Origin of the sequence: Pseudomonas marginalis, from assembly GCF_008692035.1 — a bacterium.
Classification (GTDB): Bacteria; Pseudomonadota; Gammaproteobacteria; order Pseudomonadales; family Pseudomonadaceae; genus Aquipseudomonas; species Aquipseudomonas marginalis.
In genome coordinates, this window is sequence record NZ_VTFG01000001.1 from 3,137,091 (window position 1) to 3,160,827 (window position 23,737).

The 23,737-nt window shown below is 57.7% G+C and carries 20 protein-coding genes and 2 tRNA genes; 1 reads left to right on the forward strand and 21 read right to left on the reverse strand.

Annotated elements, in window-relative coordinates:
- Positions 1 to 164: 164 nt before the first annotated feature.
- From pnp to rlmE, 15 genes are all read right to left on the reverse strand, one after another.
- A complete protein-coding gene (gene pnp, locus FX984_RS14655; RefSeq protein ID WP_027605371.1) occupies positions 165 to 2,270 on the reverse strand; it encodes a polyribonucleotide nucleotidyltransferase in 2,106 nt (701 codons plus the stop codon).
- Positions 2,271 to 2,465: 195 nt separating this feature from the next.
- Entirely contained in the window at positions 2,466 to 2,735 is a 270-nt protein-coding gene (gene rpsO, locus FX984_RS14660; RefSeq protein WP_003176135.1) for a 30S ribosomal protein S15, read from the reverse strand.
- A 115-nt stretch (positions 2,736 to 2,850) separates the two neighbouring features.
- Positions 2,851 to 3,768: a tRNA pseudouridine(55) synthase TruB gene (gene truB / locus FX984_RS14665; RefSeq protein ID WP_027605370.1), complete on the reverse strand. Its 918-nt coding sequence runs from the start codon at positions 3,766 to 3,768 to the stop codon at positions 2,851 to 2,853.
- A gap of 3 nt (positions 3,769 to 3,771) precedes the next feature.
- A complete protein-coding gene (rbfA, locus tag FX984_RS14670; RefSeq protein WP_003176137.1) occupies positions 3,772 to 4,167 on the reverse strand; it encodes a 30S ribosome-binding factor RbfA in 396 nt (131 codons plus the stop codon).
- A 159-nt stretch (positions 4,168 to 4,326) separates the two neighbouring features.
- Positions 4,327 to 6,852, reverse strand: a complete 2,526-nt coding sequence (gene infB, locus FX984_RS14675; protein WP_027605369.1) for a translation initiation factor IF-2 — start codon at positions 6,850 to 6,852, stop codon at positions 4,327 to 4,329.
- 27 nt (positions 6,853 to 6,879) lie between these two features.
- Entirely contained in the window at positions 6,880 to 8,361 is a 1,482-nt protein-coding gene (nusA, locus tag FX984_RS14680; protein ID WP_003212187.1) for a transcription termination factor NusA, read from the reverse strand.
- Positions 8,362 to 8,408: 47 nt separating this feature from the next.
- Positions 8,409 to 8,867 carry a ribosome maturation factor RimP gene (gene rimP / locus FX984_RS14685; RefSeq protein WP_003235029.1) on the reverse strand — a complete coding sequence of 153 codons (459 nt, stop codon included), beginning with the start codon at positions 8,865 to 8,867 and terminating at the stop codon, positions 8,409 to 8,411.
- A 140-nt stretch (positions 8,868 to 9,007) separates the two neighbouring features.
- Positions 9,008 to 9,084 (reverse strand) — tRNA-Met (locus tag FX984_RS14690).
- A gap of 96 nt (positions 9,085 to 9,180) precedes the next feature.
- Positions 9,181 to 9,266 (reverse strand) — tRNA-Leu (locus FX984_RS14695).
- Positions 9,267 to 9,288: 22 nt separating this feature from the next.
- Positions 9,289 to 9,672, reverse strand: coding sequence for a preprotein translocase subunit SecG (secG, locus tag FX984_RS14700; RefSeq protein ID WP_010206600.1), 384 nt, complete (start codon positions 9,670 to 9,672; stop codon positions 9,289 to 9,291).
- A gap of 4 nt (positions 9,673 to 9,676) precedes the next feature.
- Positions 9,677 to 10,432, reverse strand: a complete 756-nt coding sequence (gene tpiA, locus FX984_RS14705) for a triose-phosphate isomerase (RefSeq protein WP_015885920.1) — start codon at positions 10,430 to 10,432, stop codon at positions 9,677 to 9,679.
- Positions 10,433 to 10,498: 66 nt separating this feature from the next.
- Positions 10,499 to 11,836: a phosphoglucosamine mutase gene (glmM, locus tag FX984_RS14710; protein WP_027605367.1), complete on the reverse strand. Its 1,338-nt coding sequence runs from the start codon at positions 11,834 to 11,836 to the stop codon at positions 10,499 to 10,501.
- A gap of 16 nt (positions 11,837 to 11,852) precedes the next feature.
- Entirely contained in the window at positions 11,853 to 12,704 is an 852-nt protein-coding gene (gene folP / locus FX984_RS14715) for a dihydropteroate synthase (protein WP_146478305.1), read from the reverse strand.
- An 8-nt stretch (positions 12,705 to 12,712) separates the two neighbouring features.
- Positions 12,713 to 14,623, reverse strand: a complete 1,911-nt coding sequence (ftsH, locus tag FX984_RS14720; RefSeq protein WP_027605365.1) for an ATP-dependent zinc metalloprotease FtsH — start codon at positions 14,621 to 14,623, stop codon at positions 12,713 to 12,715.
- Positions 14,624 to 14,823: 200 nt separating this feature from the next.
- Entirely contained in the window at positions 14,824 to 15,474 is a 651-nt protein-coding gene (gene rlmE / locus FX984_RS14725; RefSeq protein WP_015885924.1) for a 23S rRNA (uridine(2552)-2'-O)-methyltransferase RlmE, read from the reverse strand.
- Positions 15,475 to 15,579: 105 nt separating this feature from the next.
- On the opposite strand from rlmE, the gene yhbY reads away from it, so the two are divergent.
- Positions 15,580 to 15,888 (forward strand): ribosome assembly RNA-binding protein YhbY, encoded by a 309-nt coding sequence (gene yhbY / locus FX984_RS14730; RefSeq protein WP_003235044.1) that lies wholly within the window; start codon positions 15,580 to 15,582, stop codon positions 15,886 to 15,888.
- A 9-nt stretch (positions 15,889 to 15,897) separates the two neighbouring features.
- Here yhbY and FX984_RS14735 read toward each other — a convergent pair whose 3' ends face one another.
- The 6 genes from FX984_RS14735 to dnaJ all read right to left on the reverse strand — a co-directional run bounded on the left by FX984_RS14735 (position 15,898) and on the right by dnaJ (position 23,466).
- Entirely contained in the window at positions 15,898 to 16,302 is a 405-nt protein-coding gene (locus FX984_RS14735) for a hypothetical protein (RefSeq protein WP_027605364.1), read from the reverse strand.
- 28 nt (positions 16,303 to 16,330) lie between these two features.
- Positions 16,331 to 16,807, reverse strand: a complete 477-nt coding sequence (gene greA, locus FX984_RS14740) for a transcription elongation factor GreA (RefSeq protein WP_115487576.1) — start codon at positions 16,805 to 16,807, stop codon at positions 16,331 to 16,333.
- Entirely contained in the window at positions 16,804 to 20,025 is a 3,222-nt protein-coding gene (gene carB, locus FX984_RS14745) for a carbamoyl-phosphate synthase large subunit (RefSeq protein ID WP_027605362.1), read from the reverse strand. Before carB ends, greA begins: the two co-directional genes overlap by 4 nt.
- Positions 20,026 to 20,129: 104 nt before the next feature.
- Positions 20,130 to 21,266, reverse strand: a complete 1,137-nt coding sequence (gene carA, locus FX984_RS14750) for a glutamine-hydrolyzing carbamoyl-phosphate synthase small subunit (protein WP_027605361.1) — start codon at positions 21,264 to 21,266, stop codon at positions 20,130 to 20,132.
- Positions 21,267 to 21,524: 258 nt separating this feature from the next.
- Complete coding sequence (gene dapB / locus FX984_RS14755) at positions 21,525 to 22,331, reverse strand: 4-hydroxy-tetrahydrodipicolinate reductase (protein ID WP_027605360.1); 807 nt, start codon at positions 22,329 to 22,331, stop codon at positions 21,525 to 21,527.
- 10 nt (positions 22,332 to 22,341) lie between these two features.
- Positions 22,342 to 23,466 carry a molecular chaperone DnaJ gene (gene dnaJ / locus FX984_RS14760; RefSeq protein WP_065925314.1) on the reverse strand — a complete coding sequence of 375 codons (1,125 nt, stop codon included), beginning with the start codon at positions 23,464 to 23,466 and terminating at the stop codon, positions 22,342 to 22,344.
- Between the last annotated feature and the right edge of the window lie 271 nt (positions 23,467 to 23,737).

Here is a 23,737-nt window from a genome sequence, read left to right on the forward strand (position 1 = left end):
AAACACTCGAATTTCGGAATCGTGCAACTTGCATGAACGCCATCATGCCTGCGTGCAAGTTGCGGCTTTTGCGATTTACTAAGCGTCTGATTTTTCGGCATTTTCCTTCAGGCGTAAAAAAAGGACTCCGAAGAGTCCTTTTTTTCAGCGTTAGCCTGGGGTAATTAAACGCCCGAAGCCTTGGCTGCTGCTACGTCCTTGATGGACAGCTTGATACGGCCGCGGTTGTCCACGTCCAGTACCAGCACTTCCACTTCCTGGCCTTCTTTCAGAATGTCGGTCACTTTCTCAACGCGAGCGTCGCTCAGCATGGAGATGTGAACCAGACCATCTTTGCCTGGCAGGATGTTGACGAATGCGCCGAAGTCGACGATGCGCTCAACCTTACCGACGTAGATCTTGCCGATCTCGGCTTCAGCGGTGATGCCGAGGACGCGTTGACGCGCAGCTTCTGCAGCTTCCTTGGTTTCGCCGAAGATCTTGATCGAGCCGTCGTCTTCGATGTCGATCGAAGCCTTGGTCTCTTCACAGATCGCACGAATGGTCGCGCCGCCTTTACCGATAACATCACGGATTTTGTCGGTGTCGATTTTCATCGCGATCATGGTCGGAGCATTTTCCGACAGTTCGGTACGGGACTGACCAATGATCTGGTTCATCTGACCGAGGATGTTCAGGCGCGCTTCCAGGGCTTGGCCCAGGGCGATTTCCATGATCTCTTCGGTGATGCCCTTGATCTTGATGTCCATCTGCAGCGCGGTAACACCTTTGGCGGTACCGGCTACTTTGAAGTCCATATCGCCCAGGTGGTCTTCGTCACCCAGGATGTCGGTCAGGATGGCGAACTTCTCGCCTTCTTTAACCAGGCCCATGGCGATACCGGCAACCGGCGCCTTCATCGGCACACCCGCGTCCATCAGCGCCAGGGAAGCACCGCAGACCGAAGCCATGGAGCTGGAGCCGTTGGACTCGGTGATTTCCGACACCACACGGATGGTGTACGGGAACACGTCAGCAGCAGGCAGCATGGCCTGGACCGAACGACGGGCCAGACGGCCGTGACCGATTTCGCGACGACCAGCGCCACCCATGCGACCACACTCGCCTACCGAGAACGGCGGGAAGTTGTAGTGCAGCATGAACGGGTCTTTTTTCTCGCCTTCCAGGGTGTCCAGCAGCTGTGCGTCACGGGCAGTACCCAGGGTCGCAACGACCAGTGCCTGGGTTTCACCACGGGTGAACAGTGCCGAACCGTGAGTCTTCGGCAGAACACCGACTTCGATGTTCAGCGGACGAACGGTGCGGGTGTCGCGGCCGTCGATACGTGGCTTGCCGTTAACGATGTTTTCGCGAACGGTGCGGTATTCGATTTCACCGAAGGCTGCTTTGACTTCGCTGGAAGAAGGCTGGCCTTCTTCGCCGGACAGCTTGGCAACAACCTGGTCCTTCAGCTCACCCAGGCGAGCGTAACGGTCGGCCTTGACGGTGATGGTGTAGGCGTCGGAGATCGCAGTGCCGAACTCGGAGCGGATAGCGCCCAGCAGTTCGGTTGCTTCGGCTTGCGGAGCCCAGGCCCAGGTCGGCTTGGCAGCTTCGGCAGCCAGTTCTTTAACAGCGTTGATCACAACCTGGAACTCGTCGTGGGCAAATAGTACTGCGCCCAGCATCTGGTCTTCGGTCAGCTCTTTGGCTTCCGATTCAACCATCAATACGGCTTCCGACGTACCGGCAACGACCATGTCCAGGCTCGATGCTTTCAGTTGCTCGTAAGTCGGGTTCAGCAGGTAACCGGTGCTTTCATGGAAAGCAACGCGGGCTGCGCCGATCGGGCCATCGAAAGGAATACCGGAGATGGCCAGGGCAGCCGAAGTACCGATCATCGCAGCGACGTCAGGATCGGTTTTCTTGCTGGTGGAAACGACGGTGCAGACAACCTGCACTTCGTTCATGAAGCCTTCTGGGAACAGCGGACGGATCGGACGGTCGATCAGTCGGGAAGTCAGGGTTTCTTTCTCGGAAGGACGGCCTTCGCGCTTGAAGAAACCGCCAGGGATCTTACCGGCAGCGTAAGTCTTTTCCTGGTAGTGAACGGAAAGAGGGAAGAAGCCTTTGCTTGGGTCGGCGTGCTTGGCGCCAACAACGGTCACCAATACGGTAACGTCGTCGTCAACGGTAACCAGCACTGCGCCGGAGGCTTGACGGGCGATACGGCCTGTCTCGAGGGTAACGGTCGACTGACCGAACTGGAATTTTTTGATAACCGGGTTCACGGTGTCCTACCTTCTTTGTGGCTCTTGGGGAACTTGTCTTCTTGCGAAATTCTTGGGCAATGTCGGGAATCGGCCCAACCCTTGTCCAGGGGTAAAACGTGTATCCAGATAAAACTTGAGGCTGGGAGCCTACCATGGGCCAGCGGGAATCCCACTGACACACGGCAGACAACCAACCTCTAGCGCAATCGCTGATTAGCGACGCAGACCCAGGCGACCGATCAGAGCCTGATAACGACCCAGATCCTTGCCTTTCAGGTAGTCCAGCAGCTTACGGCGCTGGTTTACCATGCGGATCAGACCACGACGGGAGTGGTGATCTTTACCGTTGGCCTTGAAGTGACCCTGCAGCTTGTTGATGTTGTGGGTCAGCAGTGCAACTTGCACTTCTGGCGAACCAGTGTCACCAACAGCTTGCTGGTAGTCAGCTACGATTTGTGCTTTTTCTTGAACGTCGAGAGCCATGAGGCAATCCTTTTTTCAGGAAACCACCCAAAGGGCAGTTTCAACAGGCCAGGGACAAATCCCTGTATCTAAAAATGAGTGTTGACCGTGCCTGTTAACAGCCACACTCGTTCGGTCATTCTGACCGAATCAGTCGACGTGGCGCGATGCGCCCGTCTTCGCTCACTTCACCGATACCGATAAAGCGACCGTTATGATCCTGTACCCGCACCATGCCGAACTTCGGGGCATCCGGGGCGCGTACCGGCTGGCCGTTAAGCCAGTAGAACGCGCTGTGTTCCGAAAAGTGCAGTAATGGCCAATCCAGCAAGCCACTGTCCGACGGCATCAGGAAGCGATCAACCGCTTCGTTGCCACCTTCGGCGTGTACCGCCTCCAACTCTTCCAGTGTGACCGTCTGGGCCAGGCTGAAAGGTCCGGCCTGGGTGCGTCGCAGTTCAGCTACATACGCGCCGCAACCGAGCTGCTCACCAATATCTTCCACCAGAGTACGGATATAAGTGCCTTTGCTGCAGTCCACGGCCAAGCGTGCGGTGTCACCTTCACAGGCGAGCAATTCCAAGCGCGCAATAGTAACAGAACGCGGTTCGCGCTCCACTACTTCGCCCGCACGTGCCAGCTTGTAAAGGGGCTGCCCATCACGCTTGAGCGCCGAGTACATCGGCGGTATCTGACTGATTTGCCCACGAAAAGCAGGTAAAGCAGCTTCGATATCAGCACGACCAACGGTCACGTCGCGAACCTGCAAAACATCACCTTCGGCGTCTGCCGTGGTGGTGGTCTTGCCCAGTTGCATCAGGGTTTCGTAACCCTTGTCGGAATCGAGCAGGTATTGCGAGAACTTGGTGGCCTCGCCAAAGCACAACGGCAGTACACCGGTGGCCAGGGGATCGAGGCTGCCGGTGTGTCCGGCCTTCTCGGCATTGAGCAACCAGCGGACCTTCTGCAACGCGGCATTGGAGGTAAAGCCAATCGGCTTGTCGAGCAGAATGATGCCGCTGACGTTGCGACGGATACGTTTGACCTGAGCCACCGCTTACTCCTTGGCGTCTTCAGGTGTGGATGGGTGCTGGCTGTCTTCAGCCACGGCGCGCTCGATCAGTGCCGACAGGTGCGCGCCACGCACAACGCTTTCGTCGTAGTGGAAGTGCAACTGGGGCACGCTGCGCAGCTTCATTTCACGGGCCAACTGCATGCGCAGGAAACCTGCGGCCGAGTTGAGTACCTTGATGCTTTGCGCGATTTCTTCGCTGTTGTCCTGCCCCATCACGGTGATGAAGATCTTCGCGTGACCCACGTCACGGCTCACTTCAACAGCGGTGATGGTGACCAGGCCAACGCGGGGGTCTTTGACTTCGCGACGGATCAGTTGGGCCAGCTCACGCTGCATCTGATCGCCGATACGCTGGGTACGGCTGTATTCTTTTGCCATGTCTTGTTACCTGTTACTGCCACACGGTGAAACCCATGGGGTCTGAAAGCGGCAAACGCCCGGCCTGACAAAAGCCAGACCGGGCGTTGCGTTTAGAGTCCTCACGCTGCGCGGGGCATTTGCATGCCCACACGCGGCGTGGCTCCTGAAGTGCGCGAGTTAGAGGCTGCGAGCAACCTGAACCTTCTCGTAGACTTCGATCTTGTCGCCAGCCTTGACGTCGTTGTAGCTCTTGACGCCGATACCGCATTCCATGCCGGCACGCACTTCGGAAGCGTCATCCTTGAAGCGGCGCAGGGATTCCAGCTCGCCTTCGAAGATAACGATGTCTTCACGCAGTACACGGATTGGACGATTACGGTACACGGTACCTTCGATAACCATGCAGCCGGCGATCGCACCGAATTTCGGCGAGCGGAACACGTCACGTACTTCGGCGACACCCAGGATGTTCTCCCGGACGTCACTGCCAAGCATACCGGTGAGGGCTTTCTTGACGTCTTCGATGATGTCGTAGATGACGTTGTAGTAACGCATGTCCAGGCCTTCCTGCTCGACGATCTTGCGAGCGCCAGCATCGGCACGCACGTTGAAGCCGAACAGTACAGCGTTGGAAGCCAGTGCCAGGTTGGCGTCGGACTCGGTGATACCACCGACACCGCCACCCACAACACGCACTTGCACTTCGTCGTTACCCAGGCCATTCAAGGCGCCGTTCAACGCTTCGAGGGAACCACGAACGTCAGACTTGAGGACGATGTTAAGCGTCTTCTTCTCGGCCTGGCCCATGTTCTCGAAGATGTTTTCCAGCTTGCCGGCATGCGCGCGAGCCAGTTTGACTTCACGGAACTTGCCTTGACGGAACAGAGCCACTTCACGGGCTTTCTTCTCGTCAGACAGCACGCTCATCTCGTCGCCAGCGTCCGGGGTACCGTCCAGGCCGAGGATCTCGACAGGGATGGAAGGACCGGCTTCCTTGATTGGCTTGCCGTTCTCGTCGAGCATGGCACGTACACGGCCATAGTTCGAACCGACCAGTACCATGTCGCCTTGACGCAGGGTACCGTCTTGAACCAGTACGGTTGCAACCGGGCCACGACCCTTGTCGAGACGCGACTCAACCACAACACCACGACCTGGGGCCGATGGGGTTGCTTTCAGTTCAAGTACTTCAGCTTGCAGCAGGACAGCTTCGAGCAGTTCGTCCACGCCAGTACCGACTTTCGCCGAAACCGAAACGAATGGCGTATCACCGCCCCACTCTTCAGACGTCACGCCATGAACCGACAGTTCGCTACGGATGCGATCGAGATCGGCGCCCGGCTTGTCGATCTTGTTCACGGCAACAACCAGAGGAACACCAGCGGCTTTAGCGTGCTGGACAGCTTCAATGGTCTGCGGCATCACGCCGTCGTCCGCTGCAACGACCAGGATCACGATGTCAGTCGCCTTGGCACCACGGGCACGCATTGCGGTAAACGCGGCGTGACCTGGGGTGTCGAGGAAGGTGACCATGCCGCGCTCGGTTTCAACGTGGTACGCACCGATGTGCTGGGTGATACCGCCGGCTTCGCCAGCAGCTACCTTGGCACGACGGATGTAGTCGAGCAGCGAAGTCTTACCATGGTCAACGTGGCCCATTACGGTCACGACTGGCGCACGGGAGAATGTCTCGCCTTCAAACTTCAGGGACTCAGCCAGGGAATCTTCCAGGGCGGTGTCGCTGACCAGGGTCACTTTGTGGCCCAGTTCTTCGGCTACCAGTTGAGCAGTTTCCTGATCAAGCACCTGGTTGATGGTCGCTGGAGTACCCAGTTTGAACATGAACTTGATGATTTCAGCAGCCTTGACCGACATCTGGTTGGCAAGATCGCCAACCGTGATGGTCTCGCCGATCTGCACATCACGCACGACAGGGCCGGTTGGGCTCTGGAAACCGTGGGCGTTGCGTTTCTTCAGCTTGGCCTTGCCGCGACCACCACGACGGAAGCCATCGCTTTCTTCGTCGGTAGTCCGTGGAGCAACGCGTGGAGCAGGCGCTTTCTCTTTGACCGAAGCACGATGCGGAGCGTTTTTGCGCTCGCCATCGCCACCACCACCGCGACGATTGTTATCGTCGGCACGTGGTTTATCCGGACGACGAGGTTCTTCGCGCTTGCGGGCATCGGCAGCAGGTGCTGGTGCAGCGGCAACCGGAGCGGCCTCACGCACAGCGTCTGCAGGAGCGCCAGGCGCGGCTACCGCTTCAGTGGAAGCAGTTTGCGCAGCAGCAGGCTGACGACGCGCTTCTTCTTCGGCGCGACGCTTGGCTTCTTCTTCAGCCTTCTGACGTGCAGCATTTTCTACTGCGCGACGTTCTTCCAGTTCGCGTTTGCGCTCGGCTTCGATTTCTTCCGGGCTGCGCTGTACGAAGACTTTCTTCTTGCGTACTTCAACGCTGATGCTCTTGCTACCCGCAACCCGCAGGGTGCTGGTGGTTTTGCGCTGCAATGTAATCTTGCGCGGTTCTTCCACTTTCGCCTTGTGGCTGCTCTTCAAGTGAGTCAGCAAAGACTGCTTCTCACTATCGCTCACACCTTCATCGGCGGCGGTGTGCGGCAGACCTGCCTCACGCATCTGCTGCAACAGGCGCTCTACCGGTGTTTTGACCTCATCGGCCAGTTGTTTCACCGTGACTTGCGTCATGCACTTCTCTCCTCAGGCCGCGCCTAATTACTCGAACCAATGGGCTCGGGCGGCCATGATCAACTTGCCGGCACGATCATCGTCAATGCCGTCGATGTCGAGCAGATCGTCAATAGACTGCTCGGCCAGGTCTTCGCGGGTAATTACGCCGCGCACCGCCAGTTCCATCGCCAAATCCTTGTCCATACCCTCAAGCGAGAGCAGGTCTTCGGCCGGATGGGCGTCTGCCAGCTTTTCCTCAGTAGCGATGGCTTTAGTCAACAAACGATCCTTGGCCCGAGCGCGAAGCTCGTTGACGGTGTCTTCGTCAAAGCCGTCGATGTTGAGCATTTCTTCCAACGGTACGTAGGCAATCTCTTCCAGGCTGGTGAAGCCTTCATCTACCAGCACCTGCGCCAGGTCTTCGTCGACTTCCAACTCGTCGATGAAGTTGCGCAGGATGTCACCGGTTTCAGCTTGCTGCTTAGCCTGGATGTCCGATTCGGTCATTACGTTCAGGGTCCAGCCGGTCAACTGGCTGGCCAGACGCACGTTCTGACCACCACGACCAATGGCCTGGGCCAGATTGTCTGCGCCAACGGCGATGTCCATTGCATGGGCATCTTCGTCAACGATAATTGCCGCCACTTCAGCCGGCGACATGGCATTGATCACGAACTGCGCCGGGTTATCGTCCCAGAGGACGATGTCCACACGCTCACCACCCAATTCGCCCGACACTGCCTGGACGCGCGAACCGCGCATACCGATGCAAGCGCCTTGCGGGTCGATGCGTTTGTCCTTGGAGCGGACCGCGATCTTGGCACGCGAACCCGGGTCGCGGGACGCAGCCATGACTTCGATCAGGCCTTCGGCAATTTCCGGCACCTCGATACGGAACAACTCAATCAGCATTTCCGGCGCAGTACGCGACAGAATCAACTGAGGGCCACGGTTCTCGGTGCGGATTTCCTTGAGCAGCGCACGCAAACGCACGCCAACACGGAAGGTTTCGCGAGAGATGATGTCTTCGCGGGCCAGCAACGCTTCAGCGTTGTTGCCCAGGTCGACGATCACATTGTCGCGGGTCACTTTTTTCACGGTGCCGGAGATGATTTCCCCCAGGCGCTCGCGATAGGCATCAACGACTTGAGCGCGCTCGGCTTCGCGAACCTTCTGCACGATGACCTGCTTGGCGGTCTGTGCAGCAATACGGCCGAACTCGATGGACTCGATCTTTTCTTCAACGACATCACCGACCTGGGCGCCTGGGTGCGTTTCAGCAACCTTGCTTGGCCAGGTTTCGATGGCCGGATCATCAAGATCGGCCTCTTCGACGACCGTCCAGCGACGGAAAGTCTCATAGGCACCGGTGTGGCGGTTGATTTCCACACGCAGATCAACTTCGTCTTCAAAACGCTTTTTGGTAGCAGTGGCCAGGGCCAGCTCCAGCGCTTCAAAAATCACGTTTGCCGGTACGCCCTTTTCATTGGATACCGACTCAACAACCAGCAGTACTTCTTTGCTCATCGTACGCCTCGCCTTTCGCAAGCCATTGGATCCGCGGGATCCGCGTCTCAGTCAAAACTGGGAATAATGTTGGCCTTGTCGATCATATCGATCGGCAACAGGAACTCATGGTCTTCTACCTGCACCACGACATCCTGTTCTTCTACACCGCGCAGAAGGCCCTGAAAGTTGCGACGCCCTTCAAACGGGGATCGCAGCTTGATCTTCACTTGTTCACCGGCAAATTTTGCAAACTGATCAATAGTGAACAGTGGGCGTTCCATGCCTGGCGAGGAAACTTCGAGGGTGTACTCAACGGAGATAGGATCTTCAACATCCAGAACACCGCTGATCTGACGGCTGACAATGGCACAATCGTCCACCAGCACGCCGCCCTCTTTATCGATATAAACGCGCAACATTGAGTGGCGACCTTGAGCCGAAAACTCAATACCCCAGCATTCATAGCCTAGGGCCACGACCACCGGGGCCAACAAGGCCTGCAACTCTTCTAGCTTGCTCGACACCTGAACCCCCTCGTGCATGTATGTGCATGCTGTGCAAAATAAAAAAATGGGCGAAACGCCCATCCTTGAAACGCCGTCGAACAGCGGCGTTGAAAGTGTCCAGCTAACAAAAAGCCCCTTAAAAGGGGCTCCGCTAAAACTGGTTGCGGGGGCCGGATTTGAACCGACGACCTTCGGGTTATGAGCCCGACGAGCTACCAGACTGCTCCACCCCGCGACAAAGCTGGGGCGGAAGTATACGACCGATCCCTTACAGGGTCAATGTAACCTTCCACCTACAAGAAAGCCCGCAACAGCGGGCTCTCCTGATAATTGGTACCGAGAAGGGGACTCGAACCCCTACACCCTATGGGCACAACCACCTCAAGGTTGCGTGTCTACCAATTCCACCACCTCGGCAATACAGCGTTTACAACCCTTCTTACTTCTGCTCTTGAGCTGGAGGTACGTCAGTCGCTGGAGTAGCCGACTTTTGCTCTTGAAGCACCGGGACATCATCAGAAGCCGGTTTTGCTTTTGGAACCTCCAACACTGCTGGGTTTGGCAAACCTACCTGAGTCAGCACATGAGCCTTCTCTTTAGCAAAGTAACCTAACCCCAAGCTGGTTATGAAGAAACCGGCGGCAAGTATAGCAGTAAACTTACTAAGAAAGGTAGAGGAACCTTGGCTTCCGAACACAGTATTTGAAGCACCTGCACCGAAAGACGCACCAGCATCCGCACCTTTACCCTGTTGCAACAAAACCAGGGCAACTACGCCCAGGGCAGCCAACAGATGAAAAACGACTACGACTGTTTCCAGCATTTTTTCAGTTTCCCGCGGCGCGACAAATCGCACCGAACTCATCTGCATTCAGGGAAGCTCCACCAATGAGCCCCCCATCGATATCCGGCATGCCGAACAGTTCGACCGCATTGGCCGCCTTCACGCTGCCGCCGTATAGAAGCCGCACACCTTGTGCGACTTCAGAATTCTCTGCCGCCAACTGCGCGCGGATGGCTGCGTGCACATCCTGCGCCTGTTGCGGTGTAGCAGTCAGCCCGGTACCAATGGCCCAGACCGGCTCGTAAGCAATTACCGCCTTTGCGAACGCACCAACACCCAGCTCCTCGATGATGCTGCCAAGCTGACGCGAGACAACTTCAAGAGTCTTGCCCGATTCCCGCTGCTCAAGGGTCTCCCCAATACACAACACCGGAATCAAGCCACAAGCCTGCGCTGCTGCGAACTTGCGATTGAGTGTCCCATCACGCTCGCCCATCATCTGACGGCGCTCGGAGTGCCCGACAAGCACATAGGAACAACCCGCATCAACCAGCTGACTCGGTGCAATCTCACCGGTCAACGCACCTTGCATGGCTTCCACCGCAGAGTTCTGCGCGCCGACCTGAATCGACTTACCTTTCAAGCCATCCACCACTTGGGTGATATGCAAGCAAGGCGGGAACACCGCGATATCAACACCGCTAGGCAAGGCCAAGTGACGAAGGCCATTGATCAGCTCAGCGACACTGGCGCGGGTACCGTGCATCTTCCAGTTACCAGCTACCATAGTGCGACGCATGCTGTACCTCGTCGGTCAAAGTGGGCGCAGATGTTACCCAACCACATCATCACTGGCAAGCCGAATTCAGGCGCAAACTTCAGTTACCAGTTTTGCCAGGTCTTCGGCATGGCCGCGAACCTGTATTTCGTCGTCACCTTCGACCATGACGCGCACCAAAGGCTCTGTGCCGGACTTGCGTAGCAATACCCGTCCACGACCAGCCATTGCCAGGGTCGCGCGTTCGCAAGCCTCTTTGACAGCAGGGTGCTCGATCGGGTTTTCCCCACCTGCGAAACGCACGTTCAGCAATACTTGCGGGCATTTGCGCAAAGCCTGACGCGCCTGGGCCAGGCTCTCTTCGCGGCGACGCAAAGCCAATAGCACCTGCAACGCCGCAATAATCGCGTCACCGGTGGTGGTGTGCTGGAAGCACACCACGTGCCCGGAGTTCTCACCACCTACCTGCCAGTTACGCTCCAGCAGCTCGGCGATCACATACCGGTCACCGACGTTGGCGCGAACAAAAGGAATACCCAGGTCTGCCAATGCCAGCTCAAGCCCCAGGTTGCTCATCAGCGTACCGACGACACCGCCTTGCAGCTTGTTACGCTCATGCAGGTCGCGGGCAATGATGAACAACAGATCATCGCCGTCCACCACTGCACCGGTATGGTCAACCATCAGCACGCGGTCGCCGTCACCGTCGAAGGCAATCCCAAGGTCGGCGTGCTCGGCCAGGACTGCGGCCTGCAACTGCTCCATATGAGTGGAGCCGCAGTTTTCGTTGATATTCAATCCGTTGGGCTGAGCCGACAGCACTGTCACGTCTGCGCCAAGCTCCCTGAATACGCTTGGCGCGACTTTGTAGGTCGCACCATGGGCGCAGTCGACAACAACCTTCAGGCCGGCAAAATTGGTACTGGTAGGCACACTGCTCTTGCAGAACTCGATATAACGACCGGACGCGTCATTGATGCGCGACACCTTGCCCAGCTTGCTGGACTCGACCACGGTCATCGGCGCATCCAACAGTTCTTCGATCATCAACTCGATCTCATCCGGCAACTTGGTGCCCTGACCGGAGAAGAACTTGATGCCGTTGTCGTCATGTGGATTGTGCGAAGCACTGATCACAATACCGGCCTCAGCGTGAAAGGTACGCGTCAGGTATGCAATCGCGGGCGTCGGCATTGGCCCCAGCAACATCACATCGGCGCCTGCGGCGGATAAGCCGGCCTCAAGCGCTGATTCAAACATGTATCCCGAAATCCGGGTGTCCTTGCCCACCAGGATGCGGCACGCCCCCATGCTGCGGAAAGCCATACCAGCCGCCCATCCAAGCTTGAGCATGAAATCAGGAGTAATCGGAAACTCGCCGACCCGACCACGGATACCGTCGGTGCCAAAGTATTTTTTAGTCATAAGTGCTCCATCATTCTTATTCGGCTGATTCCACAGCTGCAATCATGCGTACCACATCCAAGGTCTCAGCAACGTCATGCACACGCAAGATGCGCGCACCCTTGGTCACCGCGAGCGCCGCCAGTGCAAGACCGCCGTACAACCGCTCACCCACCGGACGGCTCAATGCCAGCCCTATCATGCTCTTGCGCGAAACACCGACCAACAGGGGCCGACCAAGGGCATGCAAGGACTCCATGTGTTTGAACAAACTCAAATTGTGTTGCAGGGTCTTGGCGAAACCAAACCCCGGATCAAGGATGATCCTTTCCGGCGCAATACCTACCGCGACGCACTGGGCAACGCGCTCGGAGAGAAAACCACTCACTTCACCAACTAGGTCATCATAGTGCGGGCTGTCCTGCATATTGCCGGGCTCACCCAGCATATGCATCAAACACACCGGCAAACCGGTAGCTGCGGCTGCATCCAGGGCACCGTCGCGCCGCAGGGACCGCACATCGTTGATCAAGCCGGCACCTAATCGCGCAGTCTCACGCATCACGGCCGGGGTGGAGGTATCAACCGAAATGATCACATCCAACTCTCGAGCGATGCGCTCGACAATCGGCGCCACGCGCTCCAACTCCTCCAGAGGAGAAACTGCGCGAGCACCAGGCCGAGTCGATTCACCGCCCACATCAATCAAGGTCGCGCCGGCCGCCACCATGGCTTCTGCGTGACGCAATGCAGCATCAAGCTGGCTGAAGCGGCCACCATCGGAAAAGGAGTCAGGGGTTACATTAAGAATGCCCATGACATGCGTATGGGCCAAATCAAGAACCCGGTTGCCGCAAGGCAACCGGGGGGAGGACGGAGCAAAAGTCATTTCAAACCTTAATGATCAGCTGCCGGGCCACCGATTGGGGTTTCAGGGCGTTCGTTCTGAACCACAGGCGGGGTGCCCGAAGTACCCGAACCACCTTCCCAATCACGAGGCTCACGAGGTGCCCGACCGGCCATAATGTCGTCGATCTGGTCTGCGTCGATGGTCTCGTACTTCATCAGTGCATCAGCCATTGCATCAAGTTTGTCGCGATTATCCGTCAGGATCTGCTTGGCAGTGCCGTAGCACTGGTCAATGATACTGCGCACCTCAGAATCGATCAGCTTGGCTGTCTCACCGGAGAAACTGGCGTTTTGACCACCGCCGCCACGCCCCAGGAATACTTCACCTTCTTCTTCGGCATACATCAAAGGACCGAGTTTTTCCGACAAGCCCCACTTGGTCACCATGTTCCGCGCAATCTGGCTGGCGCGCATGATGTCGTTGGAAGCCCCAGTGGTCACGCCGTCGAAGCCCAAGGTCATTTCTTCAGCAATTCGACCGCCGTACAGCGAGCAGATCTGACTGATCAGCGCACGCTTGGAGAGGCTATAGCGATCCTCCTCCGGCAGGAACATGGTGACACCCAACGCACGACCACGAGGAATAATCGACACTTTGTAGACCGGGTCATGCTCAGGCACGACGCGCCCCACAATGGCGTGGCCGGCTTCGTGATAAGCAGTGTTCTGCTTCTCTTTTTCGGACATGACCATGGATTTGCGCTCAGCGCCCATCATGATCTTGTCTTTCGCCAACTCGAACTCTTTCATTTCAACGATGCGCTTGCCGGTACGGGCTGCAAACAGCGAAGCCTCGTTCACCAGGTTGGCCAGGTCAGCACCCGAGAACCCCGGGGTACCACGGGCAATCACAGCCGGTGCAACGTCGTCGCCCATTGGCACTTTGCGCATGTGCACTTTCAGGATTTGTTCGCGCCCACGGATGTCCGGCAGGCCAACCACCACCTGGCGGTCAAAGCGGCCTGGACGCAGCAGCGCAGGATCCAACACGTCCGGACGGTTGGTTGCCGCGATGACGATGATGCCGTCATTCATCTCGAAACCATCCATCTCGACCAGCAACTGGTTGAGGGTTTGCTCACGCTCATCATGACCACCGCCCATGCCAGCACCACGATGGCGACCAACGGCGTCGATTTCATCGATGAAGATGATGCATGGCGCATGCTTCTTGGCCTGTTCGAACATGTCGCGAACGCGGCTCGCACCGACACCGACGAACATTTCAACGAAGTCAGAACCGGAAATGGTGAAGAACGGTACCTTGGCTTCGCCGGCAATGGCCTTGGCCAGCAAGGTTTTACCGGTACCTGGAGGGCCGACCATCAGCACGCCGCGAGGAATACGGCCACCCAGGCGCTGGAATTTGCCTGGATCGCGCAAGAACTCAACCAACTCGCCGACTTCTTCCTTGGCTTCGTCGCAACCCGCTACGTCCGCCAGGGTAGTCTTTACCTGATCTTCAGAGAGCAGGCGCGCCTTGCTCTTGCCGAAGCTCATCGGCCCGCCCTTGCCTCCCGCACCGCCTTGCATCTGGCGCATGAAGAACATGAACACGGCAATGATCACCAGGATCGGGAAGCTTGCCACCAGGAGTTGAGTCCAGATGCTCTGCTGCTCAGGCTGCTTGCCTTCGACAACCACGTGGTTATCCACCAGGTCGCCGATCAGACCGTTGTCCTGAATTGCCGGACGAATGGTCTTGAAGCTGTCGCCATCGTTGCGTTTGCCGGTGATCACGTAGCCATCAACCGCTACGCGCTCGACCTTGCCATCCTTAACTTGCTGGATGAAGTCGGAATAGTTGAGGGTCTGCGGCTCGTTAGGGCTGGAGAAGTTGTTCATCACCGTCACGAGGACAGCCGCGATGATCAACCACAGGATCAGATTCTTTGCCATATCGTTCAATTAACTACCCTCTGAAGCAAGCTCCGCTACTGGCGCGCGCTTCGCATGATATTCACCGGCCTAACTTACTACATTACCTACAACTCTGGCAGGCGCCGTCTGTAACCCTTTGTGAAACTTTGACTACACAATATTCGTAAAGCTTCGTGACGAAAGCGATATAAAAAAACCTATCGCCCTCCTCGAATTCCTCAAAAACGCTCTTCACTCGCCGCGCCTTCGACGCCACGGAAGCCGCGGCACAGCAGGTATTGCTCCCTGGACCGGTCCCGGGAAGAGTCTGGTTTACGCGTCTGCACCTTGTCGAACAATTTGCGGATGTTCTTGTGGTACTCGTCGAAACCCTCTCCCTGGAACACCTTCACCAGGAAATCGCCACCGGGACGCAACACCCGACCCGCCAAATCCAGCGCCAATTCGCAAAGGAACATGGCCCGCGGCATATCAACGGCCGGTAATCCACTCATATTGGGGGCCATGTCGGAAATCACAAGGTCTACCTGCGAATTTCCCACAGCCTCAAGGATCTGGGCGAGCACTGTGTCCTGGGTAAAGTCTCCATGAACAAAGGTCACATCCGGGATGCTGTCCATTTCCAGGATGTCGGAAGCAATCAGGCGACCTTGACCACCAATCAGACGACTGGTCACCTGGGACCAGCCACCGGGAGCCGCGCCAAGATCGATGACGCTCATGCCTGGACGAATCAACTTGTCCTTGTCCTGGATCTCCAACAGCTTGTAGCTGGCCCGGGAACGATAGCCATCCTTTTGCGCCTTTTTGACGTAAGGATCGTTGAAATGCTCTTGCAGCCACTTAAGGCTAGTTTTGGAACGGGCCACGGGCCACCTCGAAAATAAAACGGGTCGTGATTAACTGGGCGGTCCCGGACTCGCTCGGGTAAACTGGCCGCCGCTTTTTACAAGATCAGACGCAGGGGTCAGATTATGCCGCTCACTCAAGAGCAGAAGAAACAGTACAAATCCATTGGCCACCATCTGAAACCAGTTCTGATTGTGGCAGACAACGGTTTGACTGAAGGTGTGTTAGCCGAACTTGAACGCGCATTGGGCGATCACGAACTGATCAAGATCAAGGTCAACATCCTTGACCGCGAGGCGCGCCTGGCCGCCATTGCAGAACTGTGCAAGGCTGGCAAGGCGGACCTGGTTCAGGTCATCGGCAAGATGGCGCTGCTGTATCGCAAGAACTTCAGCGTCAACAAGCAACTGTCGAACGTACACCGCTTCAAGTAATACAAAGGGTCACGGGCGTGCTTCGCGCGCCCCGCCACTCCATCCCGGAGCAGGCTGTATAACCAGCACCAGGCCGGAGAACCCTAGCACAAGATAGCTGAATAGCTGCCAGCGCAACGCTTCCGGCAGCCAGACATGCACAATGCAATACATTGCACACGCATACAGCGCCATCAACAGCAGTTGGCCGCGAATATCCCGCCACAGACTCTCCAAGCCTTCAGCCTTGACCAGCACCAACGCCTGAAGTGCTACGCACGCCGCCGCGAAACCCACCAGCAGCGCACTCAGTAATCCATCGATTTCATCGATCAGCAACGGAGCCAGGCCAATCACGCCCAGCACCGGCAATACACCAAGATGTAACAACCATAGGCCGCCCACCCAAAGCATCTGGGCAAGCTGCCAAAGCATGGCGCCCGCACGAAGCGGGCGCCGCCTTTCAGACGTGACGAACTTCAACAATCTCGTACTCGATCACACCGCCTGGCGTTTTGACAGACACCACATCACCCTCTTCCTTAGCGATCAAGGCACGGGCCAGTGGTGAGCCGACGGAGATCTTGCCGAGCTTGAAGTCAGCCTCGTCCTCTCCCACGATGTGGTAGACCACGCTCTCGTCAGTCTCGACGTTGGCGATCTCCACGGTGGTACCGAAAATCACCTTGCCAGTGTGCGGAATAGTCGTGACGTCGATGATCACCGCATTCTGCAAACGGCCTTCGATATCACGGATCCGCGCTTCGACCATACCCTGCTGCTCACGAGCAGCGTGGTATTCGGCGTTTTCCTTCAGGTCACCCAGCTCGCGGGCCGTACCAATGTCCTGGCTCAGCTTTGGACGTACGACCTTGGTCAGATGGGCGTGCTCCTCTTCCAGGGCCTTGGCACCCTGGACGGTCATTGGGTATTTGATCATGCCTTCAATCCTGCGTGTAGATCCTGCAAGCGACGCACGGTCTTTTCCGGACCGAACTTGAGCGCTTCGCAGATAGCTTCGCCAGCAGCAATAGTGGTGGTGCAGTAGATCTTGTGCTGCAAGGCATTACGGCGAATGGAGTAGGAATCCGCGATCGACTGGCGACCTTCGGTGGTGTTGATGATCAGCGTGACTTCATCATTCTTGATCATGTCGACCACATGCGGACGGCCTTCCGTCACCTTGTTCACGCGGCGCACTTTCAAGCCGGCCGCTTCGATCAGCTTGGCGGTCCCGGCAGTTGCCACGATTTCAAAGCCCAAGTTGATCAGATCACGGGCCACGCCTGCAACCAGCGGCTTGTCATCATCACGCACGCTGATAAACGCAGTACCGCCGGTCGGCAGCACTTCGCTGGCGCCCATCTGGGCCTTGGCGAATGCTTCACCGAAGGTGTCGCCCACGCCCATCACTTCACCGGTGGACTTCATCTCCGGACCGAGGATCGGGTCCACACCAGGGAATTTGGCAAATGGGAACACTGCCTCTTTCACACTGTAGAAGTTCGGAATGATTTCCTTGGTGAAGCCAATTTCCTTCAGGGTCTTACCCGCCATCACACGCGCAGCGATCATGGCAAGGGACACGCCGATGCACTTGGAAACGAACGGCACGGTACGCGAAGCACGCGGGTTGACTTCAATGACGTAGATGTCTTCGCCCTGCAGCGCCAACTGTACGTTCATCAGGCCGACAACACCCAACTCCAAGGCCATTTTCTTGACCTGCTCGCGCATCTCGTCCTGGATATGTGCAGGCAACGAGTACGGCGGCAGCGAGCACGCGGAGTCACCGGAGTGGACCCCCGCCTGCTCGATGTGCTGCATGATCGCGCCGATGACCACGTCGGTACCGTCGCAAACTGCATCCACGTCCATCTCGATGGCGCAGTTGAGGAAGTGGTCCAGCAGCACCGGGCTGTCGTTGGACACTTTTACCGCATCACGCAGGTAACGCTTGAGCTCTTCTTCTTCGTAGACGATTTCCATCGCCCGGCCGCCCAGCACGTAGGATGGACGCACCACCAGCGGGTAGCCGATCTTGCTGGCTGCACGGATGGCCTCGTCTTCGCTGCGCACGGTAGCGTTTGGCGGCTGGCGCAGGTTCAGGCGCTCAACCATTTGCTGGAAGCGCTCACGATCTTCGGCACGGTCGATGGCGTCAGGGCTCGTGCCGATGATTGGCACGCCGGCGGCCTCAAGGGCACGCGCCAGTTTCAGCGGGGTTTGGCCGCCGTACTGGACGATCACGCCTTTGGGCTTCTCGACGCGACAGATTTCCAACACGTCTTCCAACGTTACCGGCTCGAAGTACAGGCGGTCGGAAGTGTCGTAGTCAGTGGAAACAGTTTCCGGGTTGCAGTTGACCATGATGGTCTCGTACCCGTCTTCGCGCAGCGCGAGGGCGGCATGTACGCAGCAATAGTCGAATTCGATGCCTTGGCCGATACGGTTCGGACCACCACCCAGGATGATAATCTTGTCGCGGCCCGACGGCGCGGCCTCGCACTCTTCCTCGTAGGTGGAGTACAGGTACGCAGTGTCGGTGGCGAACTCGGCAGCACAGGTGTCAACGCGCTTGTAGACCGGGAAGATCTCCAGCTTGTGGCGATGCGTGCGCAGGTTTTTCTCGGTCACACCCAGCAGCTTGGCCAGGCGCTGGTCGGAGAAGCCTTTGCGCTTGAGGCGGAACATCATGTCGCGATCGATGCTGGCCAGACCCAGGGTCTTGACCTTCTCCTCTTCCTTGATCAGATCTTCGATCTGCACCAGGAACCACGGATCGATCATGTTCATGCCGAAGATGTCTTCGACAGTCATGCCGGCGCGGAAGGCGTCAGCCACATACCAGATACGCTCGGCGCCCGGCACGGTCAGCTCGCGCTTGAGGATGCTCATGCTTTCCGGATTGCTCAGGTCGAGCTTCTCGTCCAGGCCGCAAACGCCCACTTCCAGGCCACGCAGGGCTTTCTGCAGGGACTCCTGGAAGGTTCGGCCGATGGCCATGACTTCACCCACCGACTTCATCTGGGTGGTCAGGCGCGCGTCGGCTTTGGCGAACTTCTCGAAGGCAAAGCGTGGCAGCTTGGTCACGACATAGTCGATGGACGGTTCGAAGGACGCCGGCGTAGCGCCGCCCGTGATTTCGTTTTGCAGTTCGTCCAGGGTGTAACCGATAGCCAGCTTGGCGGCGATACGCGCAATCGGGAAGCCGGTCGCTTTCGATGCCAGCGCCGAAGAACGCGATACACGCGGGTTCATCTCGATCACGACCATGCGGCCGGTGTCCGGGCAGATACCGAACTGAACGTTGGAGCCACCGGTTTCAACGCCGATCTCACGCAATACCGCCAACGAGGCGTTACGCATGATCTGGTATTCCTTGTCCGTCAGGGTCTGCGCCGGAGCAACGGTGATCGAGTCACCGGTGTGCACACCCATCGGGTCGAAGTTTTCGATGGAGCAGACGATGATGCAATTGTCCTTTTTGTCACGGACAACCTCCATCTCATACTCTTTCCAGCCAATCAGGGATTCGTCGATCAGCAGCTCTTTGGTCGGAGACAGGTCCAGGCCACGGGCGCAGATTTCTTCGAACTCTTCACGGTTGTAGGCAATGCCACCACCGGTGCCGCCCATGGTGAAGGACGGACGGATAATGCACGGGAAGCCGAGCTTTTCGAGAACTGCGTTAGCCTCCTCCATGCTGTGGGCGATACCGGAGCGCGGGCAGTCAAGGCCGATGGACTTCATGGCCTTGTCGAAGCGCGAACGGTCTTCAGCCTTGTCGATGGTGTCGGCATTGGCGCCGATCATCTCTACGCCGAATTTTTCCAGGACGCCTTCGCGCTCCAGATCCAGGGCGCAGTTCAATGCAGTCTGGCCGCCCATGGTCGGCAGCAGTGCGTCCGGACGCTCTTTCTCGATGATCTTGGCAACCGTCTGCCACTTGATCGGCTCGATGTAGGTAGCGTCGGCCATGTCCGGATCGGTCATGATGGTGGCCGGGTTGGAGTTCACCAGGATGACGCGGTAACCCTCTTCGCGCAGGGCTTTGCAGGCCTGGGCGCCGGAGTAGTCGAATTCGCAGGCCTGGCCGATAACGATCGGGCCAGCGCCGAGAATCAGGATGCTTTTTATGTCTGTACGTTTTGGCATGGGTTTGTCACTCAAATCCGCAGGTCAGTCGGCAAGCCGTCTTGAACAATCTTCGAAGAGCCTGCAGGGGCCGCCAAGGTAGGGGCCGCCCGCAGGCCGCTCAGTCAGCGTCGCTTGGCCATCTCATTGATGAAACGGTCGAACAGCGGTGCTACGTCATTCGGGCCCGGGCTTGCTTCAGGGTGGCCCTGGAAGCTGAACGCGCTCTTGTCAGTACGCTCGATACCCTGCAGGGAACCGTCGAACAACGACTTGTGAATCGCGCGGACATTGCTCGGCAAGGTCGCTTCATCCACCGCAAAACCGTGGTTCTGGCTGGTGATCATCACAACGCCGGTGTCCAGGTCCTGCACAGGGTGGTTGGCGCCGTGATGGCCATGACCCATTTTCAGGGTCTTGGCGCCGGAGGCCAGCGCCAGCAGTTGGTGACCGAGGCAGATACCAAATACCGGAATCTCGGTTTCCAGCACTTCCTTGATGGCCTGGATGGCGTAGTCACAAGGCTCAGGATCACCCGGGCCGTTGGACAGGAACACGCCGTCAGGTTGCAGGGCCAGCACGTCGCTGGCAGGCGTTTGCGCCGGCACCACGGTCACGCGGCACCCACGCTCGACCAGCATACGCAGGATGTTGTACTTGACGCCGTAGTCGTATGCGACCACGTGATACGGCAGGTCAGCCGCTTCGATAGTCTCGTGGCTGTCGGTCTTCAAGTCCCAGACAGTGGAGCGCCACTCGTACTGCTCCTTGGTGCTGACGACTTTCGCCAGGTCCATGCCTTTCAGGCCTGGGAAGCCTTGCGCTGCAGCAATCGCCGCTGCTTCGGAAATATTGTCACCGACCATGATGCAGCCATTCTGCGAGCCCTTTTCACGCAGGATGCGCGTCAGGCGGCGCGTATCGATACCGGCGATCGCCACAACGTTGTTGGCTTTCAGGTAATCGGACAGCGACATCGTGTTACGCCAGTTGCTCGCAACCAGTGGCAGATCACGAATGACCAGACCTGCCGACCAGACACGATCAGACTCAACGTCTTCCGGCGTAGTACCGGTGTTGCCGATGTGCGGATAGGTCAGGGTAACGATCTGTTGGGCGTAGGAAGGATCGGTAAGGATTTCCTGATAGCCGGTCATGGCGGTGTTAAACACCACCTCTCCAACGGTTTGACCGTCGGCTCCAATGGCTTCGCCGCGAAAAATGCTGCCATCAGCAAGGGCGAGTATGGCTGGCTTAGTCAAGAAGACCTCCCGTAAATAAAGCCTGAAAGGGCGATCGCAGGTTGTAAAAAAGCGGAGTGACGTATGGACACGTCACCCCGCTTCTTCACTGAATTATTCTGCGCGCTTTTAGTGGACACACTAAAGCTGTAGCTTACAGAAAAAGGCTTTTTTGGTCCACCGCTAATGAGCCTTAAAGGCAGGAGAATGCGACAGGACGTCGCTTAGCGGGTAAAAACGGGGCCTAGGATAATCCCGAGGCCCGGTTTTAGCTACTGCTTAGTGCAGATCCAACACATCGCGCATGTCGTACAGACCAGCCTCGCGACCTTCCAACCAGAGCGCGGCACGCACCGCGCCCTTGGCGAATGTCATGCGGCTCGAAGCCTTGTGGGTAATTTCCAGGCGCTCACCCTCGGTAGCAAACAAGACCGTGTGGTCGCCTACGACATCACCGCCACGGACGGTCGCAAAACCAATGGTGTCACGCGCACGCGCACCGGTATGCCCTTCGCGACCGTAAACCGCCACTTTGGACAGATCACGCCCCAGCGCATCGGCAATAGCCTCCCCCATGCGCAGCGCGGTACCCGACGGCGCATCGATCTTGTGACGGTGATGCGTCTCGATAATCTCGATATCCGCCTCATCCCCCAGCACCCGCGCCGCCATGTCCAGCAACTTGAGCGACAGATTCACGCCGACACTGAAGTTGGCTGCGAAGACGACGGGAATATCCTTACCCGCCTCCTCCAACAACTGCTTCTGCTGCGCAGTCAAACCCGTGGTACCAATCACCATCGCCTTGCCCGCCTTGCGGCAGAACGCGAGGTTTTTCAGCATCACTTCCGGCAGGGTGAAGTCGATCAGCACATCGAATTCGTCAGCCACCTGCTCCAGGCTGCCTGACAATGAGACACCGATACGCCCCAGCGAAGCCAACTCACCCGCATCCGCACCGATCAACGTGCTACCGGGACGAACAATCGCCGCGGTCAGCCCAGAGGCCGGGGAGCGCTGCTGCACCGCCTCGACCAGCGTCTTGCCCATGCGCCCGGCAGCGCCCATTACGGCTATACGTCGCATACTCACTTCCTTACAGGTCGCCGAAGAAGCGCTTCACGCCTTCGAAAAAGCCAGTGGTTTTCGGCGAATGCGTGTCATCGCCCTCCAGCGAACTGCGGAATTCCTCAAGCAATTCACGCTGACGGCGCCCCAGATTGACCGGAGTCTCCACGGCCACACGACACATCAAGTCGCCAGCACCGCCACCGCGCACCGGCGCTACGCCCTTGCCACGAATACGGAACTGCTTGCCGGTCTGCGTACCTTCAGGGATCTTGAGCTTGACCCGACCGTCCAGGGTCGGGATCTCCAATTCGCCACCCAGGGCTGCATCGACAAAGCTGATCGGCACTTCACAGAACAAGTGCTTGCCGTCGCGCTGGAAGATCGAGTGCTCGCGCACATTGATCACCACGTACAGGTCGCCCGTAGGACCGCCCTGGGTACCGGCCTCACCCTCACCCGACAGACGAATACGGTCTCCGGTATCGACTCCCGCCGGCACTTTCACCGCCAGGGTCTTGTACTCTTCGACGCGGCCTTCGCCGTGGCAGGAATCGCACGGATCGGAAATGATCTTGCCCTGCCCATGGCAACGCGGACAGGTCTGCTGCACCGAGAAGAAACCCTGCTGCATACGCACCTGGCCGATACCGCCGCATGTCGGGCAAGTAATCGGCGCGGAACCTTTCTTGGCACCCGAACCATCACACGGCTTGCAGTTAACCAGCGTCGGTACGCGAATATTGACGCTGGTGCCGCGTACAGCTTCTTCCAGGTTCAGCTCCAGGGTGTAACGCAAGTCGCTGCCACGCTGGGCACCGCCACGCTGACCACCCCGGCCACCACCAAAGAAGTCACTGAATACATCACCGAAAATATCGGAGAAGTTCTGACCGCCAAAACCGGCACCGCCGCCGCCCATGCTCGGGTCGACACCGGCATGTCCATACTGGTCGTAGGCCGCACGCTTGTTGGGATCAGACAAACATTCGTAAGCCTCGTTGGCCTCTTTGAACATGTCTTCGGATTCTTTGCTATCCGGATTACGGTCCGGGTGGTGCTTCATTGCCAGGCGACGGTAAGCCTTTTTCAGGTCCGCCTCGCTGGAGCCGCGCTCCACACCCAACACTTCGTAATAGTCACGCTTTGCCATAAGTCTTTGCACTCTTAAGGACGTCCAGCCAGACCCTCCTGAGCCTGGCTAAACTCGTTGAGCCCCAATACAGGCCCGGACCCAACTCACGTCAATTCAACGATCCTGGTCGTTACTACTTTTTAGCCAGGGACCCGGCCAAAAACGCGGTATTCATTGCTCGGAAAGCAGGAGCATCCCCGATCACACCGCCAACATCCGAACACAGTCGCATGCTGTAAAAATTCGCATACCCCAGACACGCCAACGCGGGAGCAAGCTCCCGCGCGGC